The sequence below is a fragment of the Coleofasciculus sp. FACHB-1120 genome, assembly GCF_014698845.1.
Classification (GTDB): Bacteria; Cyanobacteriota; Cyanobacteriia; order Cyanobacteriales; family FACHB-T130; genus FACHB-T130.
On record NZ_JACJTV010000002.1, the window covers coordinates 81,160 to 94,487 of the forward strand.

Annotated in this window: 10 protein-coding genes; 5 read left to right on the forward strand and 5 right to left on the reverse strand. The window is 46.6% G+C overall.

Annotation, left to right across the window (positions count from 1 at the left end):
- Positions 1-572 precede the first annotated feature (572 nt).
- The gene (locus H6H02_RS02605; protein WP_190814400.1) at positions 573-2,021 is read right to left on the reverse strand and encodes an MFS transporter; all 1,449 of its coding nucleotides are present in this window, start codon (positions 2,019-2,021) and stop codon (positions 573-575) included.
- A gap of 133 nt (positions 2,022-2,154) precedes the next feature.
- Between H6H02_RS02605 and H6H02_RS02610 the strand changes: the two genes are divergently transcribed.
- Positions 2,155-2,682: a phosphoribosyltransferase gene (locus H6H02_RS02610; RefSeq protein ID WP_190814402.1), complete on the forward strand. Its 528-nt coding sequence runs from the start codon at positions 2,155-2,157 to the stop codon at positions 2,680-2,682.
- Here the strand turns inward: H6H02_RS02610 and H6H02_RS02615 are convergent.
- Entirely contained in the window at positions 2,668-3,609 is a 942-nt protein-coding gene (locus tag H6H02_RS02615) for an AEC family transporter (RefSeq protein ID WP_190814404.1), read from the reverse strand. The genes H6H02_RS02610 and H6H02_RS02615 overlap by 15 nt on opposite strands.
- A 240-nt stretch (positions 3,610-3,849) precedes the next feature.
- On the opposite strand from H6H02_RS02615, the gene H6H02_RS02620 reads away from it, so the two are divergent.
- Positions 3,850-4,683: a M15 family metallopeptidase gene (locus H6H02_RS02620; RefSeq protein ID WP_190814407.1), complete on the forward strand. Its 834-nt coding sequence runs from the start codon at positions 3,850-3,852 to the stop codon at positions 4,681-4,683.
- 79 nt (positions 4,684-4,762) lie between these two features.
- On the forward strand, positions 4,763-5,443 hold the full coding sequence (locus H6H02_RS02625) for an ATP-dependent Zn protease (protein WP_190814409.1): 681 nt from the start codon (positions 4,763-4,765) through the stop codon (positions 5,441-5,443).
- Positions 5,444-5,715: 272 nt separating this feature from the next.
- On the opposite strand, the gene H6H02_RS02630 is transcribed toward H6H02_RS02625, so the two are convergent.
- From H6H02_RS02630 to H6H02_RS02640, 3 genes are all read right to left on the reverse strand, one after another.
- Positions 5,716-6,705 (reverse strand): diguanylate cyclase, encoded by a 990-nt coding sequence (locus H6H02_RS02630; RefSeq protein ID WP_190814411.1) that lies wholly within the window; start codon positions 6,703-6,705, stop codon positions 5,716-5,718.
- Between the two features lie 497 nt (positions 6,706-7,202).
- Positions 7,203-7,346, reverse strand: a complete 144-nt coding sequence (locus H6H02_RS02635; RefSeq protein ID WP_190814414.1) for a hypothetical protein — start codon at positions 7,344-7,346, stop codon at positions 7,203-7,205.
- Positions 7,347-7,373: 27 nt separating this feature from the next.
- Positions 7,374-7,577, reverse strand: coding sequence for a heavy-metal-associated domain-containing protein (locus H6H02_RS02640; protein ID WP_190411340.1), 204 nt, complete (start codon positions 7,575-7,577; stop codon positions 7,374-7,376).
- A 707-nt stretch (positions 7,578-8,284) separates the two neighbouring features.
- On the opposite strand from H6H02_RS02640, the gene alaS reads away from it, so the two are divergent.
- Together alaS and H6H02_RS02650 are read left to right on the forward strand one after the other, a co-directional pair.
- Positions 8,285-10,927: an alanine--tRNA ligase gene (gene alaS / locus H6H02_RS02645; protein WP_190814416.1), complete on the forward strand. Its 2,643-nt coding sequence runs from the start codon at positions 8,285-8,287 to the stop codon at positions 10,925-10,927.
- A gap of 619 nt (positions 10,928-11,546) precedes the next feature.
- The gene (locus tag H6H02_RS02650; protein WP_190814418.1) at positions 11,547-13,289 is read left to right on the forward strand and encodes an adenylate/guanylate cyclase domain-containing protein; all 1,743 of its coding nucleotides are present in this window, start codon (positions 11,547-11,549) and stop codon (positions 13,287-13,289) included.
- Positions 13,290-13,328: the final 39 nt, after the last annotated feature.

Here is a 13,328-nt window from a genome sequence, read left to right on the forward strand (position 1 = left end):
TGAAGAAGTTAGCCCCCAATTGATGAAGGATTATCCTGACTGGTTTATCGCAATTGAGGCAGATAGCGGTGAGTATTTTCTGGATATAGATCACAAGGTTGCTAAACAAAAAGCGCTTGAGAAATACCCGGATGGGTTAATTTCTACTTTACAACTGCTTAAATAAGTTATTGTCGGTAAGAAATCTTTTGGAAGGGTAAATCAAATTTTACCTTTTCCCCATTTATTTTTTCTTAAAAGATTGATTGGCTTGATTTTGGACGTGTTGTAGCGATTCTTATGCTTAAATTAGCGATTAGCTAAATGAATGATGCTGGTATTCTATGCAATGATTCAAAACTTTAAAAAACAATTTTTTTGAAAAATGTTTTGCAAACAACTACTAGCTATGACTTGAAAAGGTATTCTTAAATAATGAAAATATATCTCAAAAAATATTACTAGTCAGTTCTTCCTTATCAATTTCAGTTTACTAAAAAAAGCCAATAAAGTCCATAATATTCAGAAAAAACTTTTCCGAATGGGTGAATTTCTAACCCACCCATTCAAACCGAAAAGCTCATTACTAAGAGCTATTGAGCTTTTAATTTCCGTTCTTTAAGTTTCAGTAGGATATCGGCATGAACCTCACGAGTCAGAGGATAAAAGTATGCTAGGATTAAACCACAAATTAGGGCAATTGTTGGCAGAGGCCCGATTGCGATGCGAATTGCTAAAAGTGCAGAATCCGGTTGAATTGGCGCTAAGTTCTCTTGGGTAGACGGAATATATTGATTCCACTCCAGGCTTTTCAAGACTAAAGCTACTGCAACAGCTAAACTGACTTTTTGCAGGAACACCATGAAGCTGTAAAAAATCCCTTCCCGCCGCTGTCCGGTTTTTAGTTCATCTAATTCAATTACATCTGGCAGCATCGACCACGGGATCAAATAAGCAGTAGAAACGCCAAAACCTGCCATCACCCCTAACACGTACATGAAAGCAATTTGACCGGGCTGTAAGAAAAACAATCCCGCCTGGGCAATAATCCACACGCTCATCCCCATAAAATATACGGCTTTTTTACCGTATCTCTTGCTAAGCTTACTCCAGATAAATAGCATCAACAATGCTGTTCCTTGCACCGCTAGAATGACTTGGGCAACGACTGCATCGCTTAAGCGCATCCAACTGAGAACAAAATAAGGAATGATAGCCGCTGTGACCTGAACAGCTAACCAGGAACACAGATAAATTCCAACAACATATAAAAAGGGGCGATTGCTCAAAACAATCCGTACTTGTTGCAAAATTGGGAGGGAGACAGGTTCCTCAAAAGTGGGATTTTGTGCCGCCCTTGCCAAAATGCGATCGCGCGTCCCCCAAATACACCAATAAATCGGTAAGACCGACAAGATTGCACAAACGATGCCCATCACCCAATATTGTTGGATGCGGTCATTAGGAATCAAGCGGGCAATGATTCCGAACACAATTACAGAGACGATACTTCCCCCAATCGAGAAAGCAAACCGATAGCTGTTGAGATTGGTGCGTTCGTTGTAGTCCTGAGTAAGTTCTGGAGTTAGGGCAGTGTAGGGTAAATTAACAGCGGTGTAAAACGAATTAAACAAAATCGAAATCACAATGTAATACCAGAACAATCCCCATTGATTCGCAGCGTCATTGGCGCTAAATCGAGGCACTAGCCACTGCAAAAAGAACGTGATTCCAAACGGAATCGCCCCATATAACATCCAGGGAAGCCGACGCCCCCAGCGTGGCGAGTTGGTTCGGTCGCTAAGCACCCCGACAACTGGATCGTTCACCGCATCCCAAACCTTGCCAATCAGGAGAATCCAAGTCGCTAGTCCAGCGGCGATTCCGGCAACATCGGTCAGGAAAATTGCGGTATAAAATACCCCAATGTTTGCGGTGATAGCAGAACCCACATCACCGGCACCATAAGCCAGTTTGGTACTCAACTTTAGCTTTTCGCTGTCGGGTGTCGCGGTGGAATAGTCAGAAGAAGAATCACTCATGGCAGTTGGCTGATGGCAGGGGGATTAAAAATTTCAAAAAAGTATCGCATCTGTCTCCCAAAAGTGGGAATTTTTATAGCATTTGTTCTATAGCATTTGTACTGTTCTCTAAACCTGTTCAATTGTGCCTGTTATGCCAGAGCTTTACGTGTCATGGTCAGAGTACCACCAAAAAATCGAACAGTTGGCGGCAATCATATATCAATCCGGCTGGGACTTTAACCAGGTTGTCTGCCTTGCGAGAGGCGGTCTACGGGTGGGTGATATTTTATCGCGAATTTACCACAAACCGTTGGCAATTTTAGCTGCCACTTCTTACGGTGGCACAGGCGATCGCTTTCGGGGTTCTCTCGCCTTTGCCCGCGACCTCACCATGACTTCGCCGCATCTGGGTAGCCGCATTCTCCTGGTGGATGACTTAGTAGATTCTGGCATCACCCTTCGGGAAGCCATCCCTTGGCTGAAACATCATTATGCCGCTGATGTCGAGCAGATTCGATCCGCTGTCATCTGGTACAAAGCTTGCTCTGTCGTTGCACCTGACTACTATACGGACTATCTACCAGAAAACCCCTGGATTCACCAACCCTTTGAAAAATACGAACAGGTCGATCCCTCAGAGTTAGCCCAAAACTATGCTGCTGTTTCAGCGACCAAATAATACCAACCAAACCGGCAGAGTCAACAAGAGTCCTATCGTCCCGACAACCAGCGCCGTCACGGTTAAATCTCGGTCGAGATTGTAAGCTTCCGCCAAGATAAGCGTGGCAAAAGCTGGAGGCATTGCCATTTGTAAAACAATGACCAGATGGGGAGGCCCACTTACACCTAGCAGCCCAATCCCCCCACCCAGCACCAGCGGAACTAGCAGCATTTTTATCCCTAAGCTCACAGATGCCGAGGGGAGGCTACCCCAGGAAGAAAGCTGGCTGAGGCGCATTCCGATTAGCACCAAAGCCAGCGCAACTCCACTCCAAGCGATAATTTGCAGCAATTGTTCGGCGGGTTCGGGCAGTGGGAAGTTGCGAAAACCCAGCCCAAAGCCAAAACTCCACAGCGCTGGATTAATCAGCACTGCCTGTAGGGCCGGGAAGACGCCCTTTTCTGTCCCAATCCCAAAACGAGCCGCTAAGACAACGCCCAAGCCGTAGGCTCCCAACGTGGTGCCCATCAGGTCATAAAACAGCGCCCAGCCAAAGTACTGCTGCCCTACGAGAGCGAGGGTAACGGGATAACCCAAGTAGCCGGTGTTCCCGACCATTGAGGCTAATAGAAAACTTCCTTGAGTGGATTTACTCCAAGCTTTTTTAGGGAATTTTGAGGCTTGCCTTCCTATCCAAAACCAGGCTAATCCGGCTCCCACGAAAATCGCTACCCAAGCAGCGACGGGTGCAATCCAGATTGGTCCTGATAAGTCGGCGTGACGCAGAAACGCGACAATGCCAATCGGGACTCCGATCCAAAAGAGAAACTTTCCTAAATAGGTGGGAACTACTTTGGGCAGTTGGCGACCTAAAACCCATCCCAGCAAAATGCCACCACCTAGCCGGAAATAGAGTTCCAGCAGTTGAATTCCTATATTAGGCATCGTCTCATGGGGCGTCAGCAGAAGGTTTAGACTGGCATCTGTACGATATGTCAGCCTCTATTCATGTTAAGCATCAGGGTTGATGATGAGGCATCTGGGAATACACGGCGGCTGTTGATATTCGCTCAGTCTAAAATGCTTGTAAAGTTAAGTGTTGAGTCTCAGTGCCGTTGTTGGATATCTAAGAATTGATAACTAACCACAAAAACAACAGGAGTGGCTCTTTTGGAAAACGCGGGTATGCCTGAAAAACCACCCAAGTCGGCACTGCCGATAGACGATATTCCGGCGGCGTTGCGGGATACGCCGCACCTCGGACAACGCCAGCGAAAGTGGCAGCCGATTCTCCTGTTTGGCGGTTTGTTGGGATTGGGAGCGATCGCGCTGATTATCGGTATCGTACTCCCCCGTCCTGTATCCGAATCGGATGCGTCAACGCCTGCCCAAAATGAAATTCCAGGCATTCAAACGCCTTCCGCTACACCAGCAGCCAATACCCTCTTTGGACACTTTTCCTATCAAGAGGCACCCCAGTCTGAACTTGAGGCGATTACAGCGGATGGTCGCTTGAAAATGCGTAAAGCTGCCGCCAGACAATATAACGCGATGGTTGCAGCGGCGCGAACTTCCGGGATTATCATCGTGCCAATTTCAGGATTTCGCTCGATTAGCGAGCAGCAGCATTTATATTTTGACACCAAGGCGCAGCGCGGACAGTCAGCCGCCGAACGGGCAAAAGTGAGTGCGCCTCCCGGTCATAGCGAGCATCATACTGGGTACGCGATAGATGTGGGTGATGGAAGAGTCCCCGCAACGAATCTCAGTCCTAACTTTGAGAAGACTGCGGCTTTTAAGTGGCTTCAGAAGAACGCCCCTTACTATAGCTTTGAGATATCCTTTCCCCGCAACAATCCCCAAGGCGTTAGTTATGAACCGTGGCACTGGCGCTATGTGGGCGATCGCGATAGTCTGGAAACATTTTATAAAGCCAAACAATTTGGAGGTGGGGCGCAGCCATCGGGCGATCGCTCTGTCGTGTCGCCGACCAATCCCAGCCCCAATGCTTCACCCTAACCAATAATTAAAAATTAAAAATGCAAAATTTAAAATACCATTTTTAATTTTTAATTCATCTACCTCAGACCTCAATATCATGCAACAAGCTGCCCTAAATCTAATTGCCATTGGCGTTTTTGCAATGACGCTTTCTAGTTTGTTGGGGCCAATGTTGAACATATCACCGACAATCCCCGCGATTGCAACGATTAGTATTCTAGGACTGGCAACCCTAGACACCCTCAGCTTCCAAGGTAAAGGCATCACGATACTTTTGGAGGTATTTGCAAGCGCTGACTCCAAATACCGCGATCGCGTGTTGCGGCATGAAGCTGGTCATTTCCTAGTTGCTTATTTACTCGAAATTCCCATTACCGGCTACACGCTTAGCGCCTGGGAAACCGTTAGGCAAGGAAATCCTGGGCAAGGTGGGGTAATATTTGATACCCAAAAATTGCAGCAAGAAATGACAACGCCTTGGGAGATGCAAGTCATCCTAGATCGATTCTGCACCGTCTGGATGGCAGGCATCGCCGCCGAGATTTTGGTGTACGGTAGCGCTGAGGGAGGTGCAGAAGACCGGCAAAAAATTAGAGAGGTGACACTAGGACGGCAGGAAAGCGACGCACAGCAGAAAGAGCGTGCCAGTGCGATGCAAGCACGGACTCTAATTGAGGAAAACTATCCTGCCTACGAAGCGCTGGTGGCGACGATGGAACAACGTGCCTCAGTTGAGGAGTGTTATCAAGTGCTTCAGCAACGTATTGTTAAGAGTTAATTAATCATCAGGAGCCATTAATCAATTATCAATTCATAGAATTAATGGGAAGTTTTTCCTCTGTATTCTAGACTTTCCCTACGCTTTTTTGATACAATAATCTTGATAAGGAAGAAATACTCTGTAATATTTTTTTAAGTAATATTTTTATTATTTAAGTATACGCCTTTTAGCCTAAATAAGTAGTAATTCTCAATACACTTTTCTATAGTTTTAACAGGTAAAAATAGAGCTAGAGAATTTCTACCTCTTCCACAATTCACAATTAGAAATTATTCACTAACAACCCGATTGCGACCATCAGATTTTGCTTGCAGAAGATTTTTGTCAGCGCGTTGCAGCAAATTCACTCCTTTAATATCGTCCGTCGCATTTAGAGTGCCTGTCCCCAAACTGATCGTAATCGTGAGTGCCAGAGTGGAATTAATTCGGAAGGGTTGTTCGCAGATCAATCGACATAGACGGTGCGCTACCATCGGAGCCTCTTGAACATCTGTGTGGCTGAGAATCACGACAAATTCTTCGCCCCCGTAGCGGAAGAGAGTGTCTTGAAAGCGCAGGTTGTGTTGCAGACGGGCGGAGAGTAGTTGCAGGACGCGATCGCCGATCAGATGCCCGTAGGTGTCGTTAATAGACTTGAAATAGTCTACATCCAGCATTACTAAACTCAGTGGGATTGAGCGACTCCGAGCGTTTTGAATCTGTCGGGGTAATTCCCATTCCAACGCGCGACGATTATTCAACTCTGTTAGCGGATCAGCGAGCGCCATTGTTGACAATAAATCATTGGTTCGCATCAATTGACGATAGTTTTGTACCTTGCGTAGTCCCATCTGAATTTGCGCCGCCAGTAAACGATCTTGCAACCCAGTCTCTTGTTTTGCAAGGGCAGCACTCCTTCTTCTGAATGGGGCAATTTGCAAGTAAGCATCTGCTCCTTTTTCTAAAGCTTCTGCCATGAGTGCCAACTTCCGGTGTCGATCGGAAAGTGTTTGTTCGCGGGCAATTTCGGGTCGATCTTCTATCAAGATACAGTGAATTCCCGCTAGTTGAGGGTGTTGTTTGATGTGATAACAGAAATCTAAACTGCCCTCCAGACTTGCTTGCAAAATTAAGATATAGGGCAATCGCTTTTCCAGCAGCGGGATCACCTCATCTAGCTGGGAGGCAGCTTCAACTGTGCCACCCACTAAAGCATCGATTCGCTTCAGAAATGTTGCCAGAAATGCATCAGTTCCAACTACTAGAACAAAAGCATCCATTAGCGTAGGTATGTTGGAAGAATCAAGGCTCTTTCCCTGTTGACGAAACGTGAGAATTTCTACCACTAGAGTTTTTAGGGAGCAACGAAGGAGACGAACGGATAGATGACCCTAGACTGGATGAGCGTGTATATTGTAGGGCGAAGAAGCGATCGCTTTAGCGGATAGCCGCTATACAAGGCTTCTGGCTGCTATGCCATTCAACCGGGCAGTCTCTACCAAACCTCAACCCGATCGTTGGCAATTCTGACACACTCTGTTACATTCTCAGTTTGCTACAAGTATTAGAGATGGGTATTCCGTTAGCGGTAGATAATTTTACAAAATCTTCATAAAAAACTGCCACACTACCCAAATGCTTGAACAACCTGCGAGCAGATTCTTCTTTATGCTGGCAGATAATTGGTATTTGTTACCACCTTGAGAAAGGGAGCGTCAAGTGAGCGATCGCATCCCTACGTGTCGAGAAGAGAGCGAACCGACAGGTCAGCGCGAGGCTAACGCCTCGCTTCGCTGTTTTCATGCCCAAAGGGCTGTAAGCGATCGCATCTTTTTGCAGCTGATTCCTCTGTCCTGTCTTGATTCACTACGAACTCAGCAACCAGACAAAAGCCAGTTAGGTGATTACCCAACTGGCTCAAAATTAATCCTAGTAATGCAGAGTATGGTTATTGATAACCTTCAATCGTGTGACCTGCCGCCACGATCGCTTGTTTGATTGTTTCTTCCGAAGCTTGAGCTTCCACTGTCACCGTCTTGGCTTTTACATCCACGTCCACCTTGGCATCGGGTTCCATTGTATGGATCGTGTCGGTAATTGTTTCTGCACAGCCATTACAGGCGATAGTGGGAACTTTTAGTTGAAGTGCCATAGATTCAATTCAAGTCAATTAAGTTTGCTAAGTTCGATTCGAGAAGCCTTTATTTTACCGTTGTGACAGTGCCGGATAAATCAGTCTGCTGAGCGATAATGCGGATTTGGCATTCTGGCGCGATCTCGATCGCGTTAGCCTCGCGCTGACTTGTCAGTTCGCATCCTCGATAAAAAGTCCCCTAAAAACATTTTTGGGCTTAGTCGAGTGCGACTAAGCCCGTTAGAACGAAAGGATTGGTTTTATCAAAAAACGAACTTCAACAACTAGGGTGGACAATTATCGCAGCTTCACCTTTACCTTTAGCGTTTTAGCATAGTCAAGTCTTCCCAGACTTTGGTTTGGCTTTGCACCAGCTTGGCTTTTTGCCCCTCCAGCGCTTTTTGCCACTACAGTCTATGCTTGGTTGGTTCTTGCTGCACTTGGGTAACAGACCGGGGACACCGCGTCTATGTTTCCCCTTCGGTTTTTCATCTGCCTCCTTGTGTTTCTAACTTCCTGGTGTCCACTATTAAATTAGCACCCCATTTTGGGGTAAGATTCCCAATTTTACCAAACTTGACAAGTCTTTAAATATGGCAAATAAGCGTTAGAAAAGAGAAACAATTCCCCTGCCTTGCAATACCTGAACCAGAAGAGCTACAACAAGGCATAAACAAATGTAAAAATAGATAAAGTTGACCGATACCAAGCCCTTGTAAATTCCCATGTCTTCTTCCTCCCAGTCCCTTAGCGGTAGCGAAATTCGGCAAAAATTCCTCGACTTCTATGCCCAGCGAGGACATCAAATTTTGCCGAGTGCTTCCTTAGTGCCAGAAGATCCCACCGTACTGCTAACGATCGCCGGGATGCTGCCTTTTAAGCCGATATTTTTAGGACAGCGATCGCCTGAGTTCAAGCGTGCCACGACTTCTCAAAAATGTATCCGCACCAATGATATTGAGAATGTGGGACGGACTGCCCGACACCACACCTTTTTTGAGATGCTGGGGAATTTCAGCTTTGGAGATTATTTCAAAGAACAAGCGATCGCTTGGGGTTGGGAACTGTCAACACAAGTCTTTGGTTTACCCCCAGAACGCCTTGTCGTGAGTGTCTTCCGAGAAGATGAGGAAGCTTATGCGATTTGGCGGGATAAAATTGGTGTTTCGCCGCAGCGCATCCAACGCATGGGAGAAGCGGATAACTTCTGGGCGTCTGGCCCTACTGGCCCTTGCGGCCCTTGTTCGGAAATTTACTATGATTTCCACCCGGAACGCGGTGATGACAAGATTGACCTAGAAGATGACACCCGGTTCATTGAGTTCTACAACCTGGTGTTTATGCAAAGCAACCGGGATGCAGAAGGCAACCTAACGCCGCTGCAAAATAAGAACATTGACACCGGGATGGGACTAGAACGGATGGCGCAAATCCTCCAGAAAGTTCCGAATAACTACGAAACCGACTTAATTTTCCCGATTATCAAAACGGCAGCAGAAATTGCTGGAATTGATTACGCTAGCAGCGACGAGAAGACAAAAGTTTCTCTAAAGGTAATTGGGGATCACGTCCGTTCCGTCGTCCACATGATAGCCGATGAAATCCGCGCATCTAATATTGGGCGGGGGTATGTGCTGCGGCGCTTGATTCGGCGCGTGGTGCGTCACGGACGACTGATTGGGATTTCCGGGGAGTTTACACCACAAGTGGCGGAAACTGCGATCGCGCTTTCCGAGTCCGCTTATCCGATCGTCCGAGTGCGAGAAGCACAAATCAAAGCGGAACTGCAACGAGAAGAATCTCGCTTCCTCAAGACACTGGAACGAGGCGAGAAACTGCTGTCAGAAATGATTCAGCGGGTGAAGCAGGAAGGTAAAACTCAGATTGAAGGGCGAGACGCCTTTACTCTCTATGACACCTATGGCTTCCCCCTGGAACTCACTCAGGAAGTTGCAGAAGAAGAAGGGCTAAGTGTAGACGAGTTAGGCTTCAATGCGGCGATGGAGGAACAGCAAACGCGATCGCAATCCGCCCACGAAACCATCGATCTCACCGTCCAAGGTTCCCTAGATAAGCTAGCTGAACACATTCACAGCACCGAGTTTCTGGGTTACACTCAACCCTCCAGCCAATCGCAAGTAGAAGTCATTCTCGTAGAAGGCAAATCTGTCGAAGCGGCGGAAGGCGGAACACAAGTGCAGATTGTCCTTAATAAGACGCCATTCTACGCAGAATCGGGCGGACAAATTGGCGATCGCGGCTATATCTCCGGCGATTCCGTTTTGGTGCGAGTTGAAGACGTTAAGAAAGAATCCGATTTCTTCGTCCATTTCGGTCGCATCGAACGCGGTACGCTGCGAGTAGAAGATGCTGTAACCGCCCAAATTGACTTGTCTTGTCGCCGTCGCGTTCAAGCGCATCATACCGCAACGCACCTGCTGCAAGCGGCATTGAAGAAATTTGTTGATGAATCGATTACTCAGGCGGGTTCTTTGGTCGCCTTCGATCGGCTGCGATTTGACTTCAACTGTCCTCGTCCCGTCACCTCAGAAGAAGTACAACAAATCGAAGAACAAATTAATACTTGGATCGCGGAAGCGCATCCCGCCGAAACCGAGATTCTGCCAATTGCGGAAGCCAAAGCGAAAGGCGCAATCGCCATGTTTGGCGAAAAATACGGTGATGAAGTGCGGGTACTAGATGTCCCAGGCGTTTCGATGGAATTGTGCGGCGGTACTCACGTTCACAACACTGCTGAAATCGGGCTATTTAAGATCGTCTCCGAAGCGGGTGTCGCCTCTGGAGTGCGCCGGATTGAAGCGATTGCAGGGCCAGCCGTTCTGGAATACTTGAATGTACGGGAGAAAGTGGTTAAGGATTTGAGCGATCGCTTTAAAGTCAAACCCGAAGAACTACCTGACAGAATTACTAACATCCAGAACGAACTTAAAGCTTCCCAAAAGCAGCTAGAAGCATTAAAAGCAGAACTCGCTTTTGCGAAATCCGACCAATTACTCAGCGCTGCTGAAACAGTGGGCGAGTTCAAAATTTTAGTTGCCGAATTGGGAGATGTTGACGCCGAATCCTTAAAAAATGCGGCTGAAAGATTACTGCAAAAACTGGGTAATGGTGCCGTATTCTTGGCATCAATTCCCGAAGCAGATAAAGTTAGCTTAGTTGCACATTTTAGCCCTGAAGTCAATAAAAAAGGATTGCAAGCAGGGAAATTTATTGGCTCAATTGCCAAAATTTGCGGCGGCGGCGGCGGCGGACGCCCGAACCTGGCGCAAGCTGGCGGACGCGATCCCAGCAAGCTGAAAGAAGCCTTAGAAAGTGCTAAAACTCAGTTAATTGAAGGTTTGCAGTAATCCCGTAGGGTGGGCTTTTGCCCACCTTACAAAATCTTCTCGTCTGGTCTTTCCTTCGCGCTCTATAGCGCTAACGCGCATGGCTGCGCTAGTGCGTCTTCGCGGTTTATTCTTTTATCTAAAAACCATAATTGAAGCAATACAAATACTGCATTCCAACAAGCACTTGAAGCAGTAGAAACTTTATCTTTAGAAAACAAAGCGCTACTTCTCGATATTCTTCAATAAATTCCTATTAGACAACGCTATCAATTAGTAGAAGAAATTACAGAATTACAGGCTGAGTATTAGCCGAGAAATGTAGGATTTGGCTCAGTATCAGAATTTTTAGCAAAGTTAGAGGATTTGAAAATATCGGTTAGACTTCAAAATCTATTCGTGCTTTCAGAAGATTTTTAAATCTTAACTTTGCATAGATGCCGCCTTCAGGGGCGGACGACCCAATCTAGCACCAGATGGCGGATGCGATCGCAACAATCCAAAAACCTTTGAAAACTCTCAAGCTTCAGTTGCACTGAGGCTTCAGCCAGGCTTAGCTTACAAATTTTCTCTGGTTTTAGTTATAAAGTTGTGAGTGTAGCGTGTCAGTATCCGCATAGCTGACCGCTCATTCAGGGGCATGAAACTACGCGAGAAAACACTGCTGACAATTGGCGTTACCGTCGTAAGTTTGATAGGGGTTTTATATGTCACCTCGTCAACCATCCTGCTGAGAGGCTTCGCCAAATTGTACGAACGGGAAGCTTACCGGAACGTTCAACGAGTTCAGGATGCCTTCTCTAACTACCTGAGTGAGTTCAGCGTTCTAAACGACCAATGGGCGATGTGGGATGACACTTATGACTTCATCAAGAATGGCAACCGCCGCTATATCGATCGCAATCTGAATGATATTTCCTTGCGATCGCTCAGATCCGACTTAATCCTATTTATCAATTCCTCTGGTCAGCTGGTTTTTAGTCAAAGCTTCAACCTGAAGCAGCGCAAAGCAATCCCCACTCCGAAGGAAATCCAGGCATACTTAGCGGCTAACACAAGCCTGCTAAAGAACTCTGAACGACTTGACCACTATGTTGGCATCGTTCTGTTGCCCCAAGGGCCAATGGCGATCACTGCAGGGCCAATTCTCAATAGCCAGGGTGAAGGGCCTAGCCGGGGAACGCTGATCTTAGGGCGTTACCTGAATACTGAAAAAGTCAAGGCTTTGAGTGAGTTGACCCATTTGCCCATCACTATGTACTTGGCAAGCGATCCGCAACTACCTCCCGACTTCAAATCGGTGCGTCCGGCTTTGTCCAAAATGCCCGATAAGTCTTCTTCGATTCTGGTGCGATCGCTCAGCAATGGCGGGATGGTGGGATATACCCTACTGCGGGACATTGACGGGAAACCCGTGATGCTATTGCGAGTTGATATGCCCAAAGAATTTTATCAACAAAGTCAACTTCTTCTGACTTATCTGGTAGTGTCGCTGGGTATATCTACTTTAGTCGTGGGGATCGTGTTCACCGGGGCAACTTTATTTCTGTTAGAAAAATTGCTTCTGTCTCGGCTAGCTTATCTCAGTACGGAGGTTCGGAGCATTGGTACTAAAGGCGATCTGTCAATGCGCGTCTTAATTGCTGGCAGAGATGAATTGTCGCTCTTGGCTCGTACAATTAACTGGATGTTAGAAACTTTAGAGTCATCTTTAAAAGAACTCAAGGCGGAGCAAAAGAAGGCGGAGAGCCTGCTGCACAATATTTTGCCCCAAGTGATCGCCGACCGTTTAAAGAAAGAACAGCATACTATCATTGCCGATAACTTTGCTGAAGTAACGGTTCTATTTGCAGATATCGTTGGTTTTACTCAACTGGCTGCTCATACATCCCCTGTAGAACTGGTCAACTTGCTCAACCAAATATTCTCAGCTTTTGACCAACTCGCTGAACAACATGGGTTGGAAAAAATCAAGACAATTGGGGACGCCTATATGGTGGTTGGCGGTTTACCCATCCTTCGCACGGATCATGCAGAAGCCATTGCCGAAATGGCGCTGGATATGCAAAAAGAAATTACCCGATTCAATGTACTAAATGGCGAAGAGTTCAATATCCGGATTGGCATTAACACTGGCCCGGTTGTCGCTGGAGTGATTGGTTTGAAAAAGTTTATCTACGATTTGTGGGGAGATACGGTTAATACTGCCAGTCGCATGGAATCCCACGGAGTCACAGGTTCTATTCAAGTTACCGCCGCCACTTACCAGCTTTTACAGGACAAATATCAGTGGAAAGAGCGGGGTGCGATCCAGGTAAAAGGAAAGGGAGAAATGACGACTTATCTACTCATCGGCAGAAAAACGGAAAAACTGCTAGTGTGAGCTAGAAGTTTATAGATATCGCTGTTTAGAAAGGCAAAA

Coding starts and splice junctions, on each gene's coding strand:
- H6H02_RS02625 (WP_190814409.1), top strand. CDS start 4,763: ATGCAACAAGCTGCCCTAAATCTAATTGCCATTGGCGTTTTTGCAATG.
- H6H02_RS02630 (WP_190814411.1), bottom strand. CDS start 6,705: ATGGATGCTTTTGTTCTAGTAGTTGGAACTGATGCATTTCTGGCAACA.
- H6H02_RS02620 (WP_190814407.1), top strand. CDS start 3,850: ATGCCTGAAAAACCACCCAAGTCGGCACTGCCGATAGACGATATTCCG.
- H6H02_RS02640 (WP_190411340.1), bottom strand. CDS start 7,577: ATGGCACTTCAACTAAAAGTTCCCACTATCGCCTGTAATGGCTGTGCA.
- alaS (WP_190814416.1), top strand. CDS start 8,285: ATGTCTTCTTCCTCCCAGTCCCTTAGCGGTAGCGAAATTCGGCAAAAA.
- H6H02_RS02610 (WP_190814402.1), top strand. CDS start 2,155: ATGCCAGAGCTTTACGTGTCATGGTCAGAGTACCACCAAAAAATCGAA.
- H6H02_RS02615 (WP_190814404.1), bottom strand. CDS start 3,609: ATGCCTAATATAGGAATTCAACTGCTGGAACTCTATTTCCGGCTAGGT.
- H6H02_RS02605 (WP_190814400.1), bottom strand. CDS start 2,021: ATGAGTGATTCTTCTTCTGACTATTCCACCGCGACACCCGACAGCGAA.
- H6H02_RS02650 (WP_190814418.1), top strand. CDS start 11,547: ATGAAACTACGCGAGAAAACACTGCTGACAATTGGCGTTACCGTCGTA.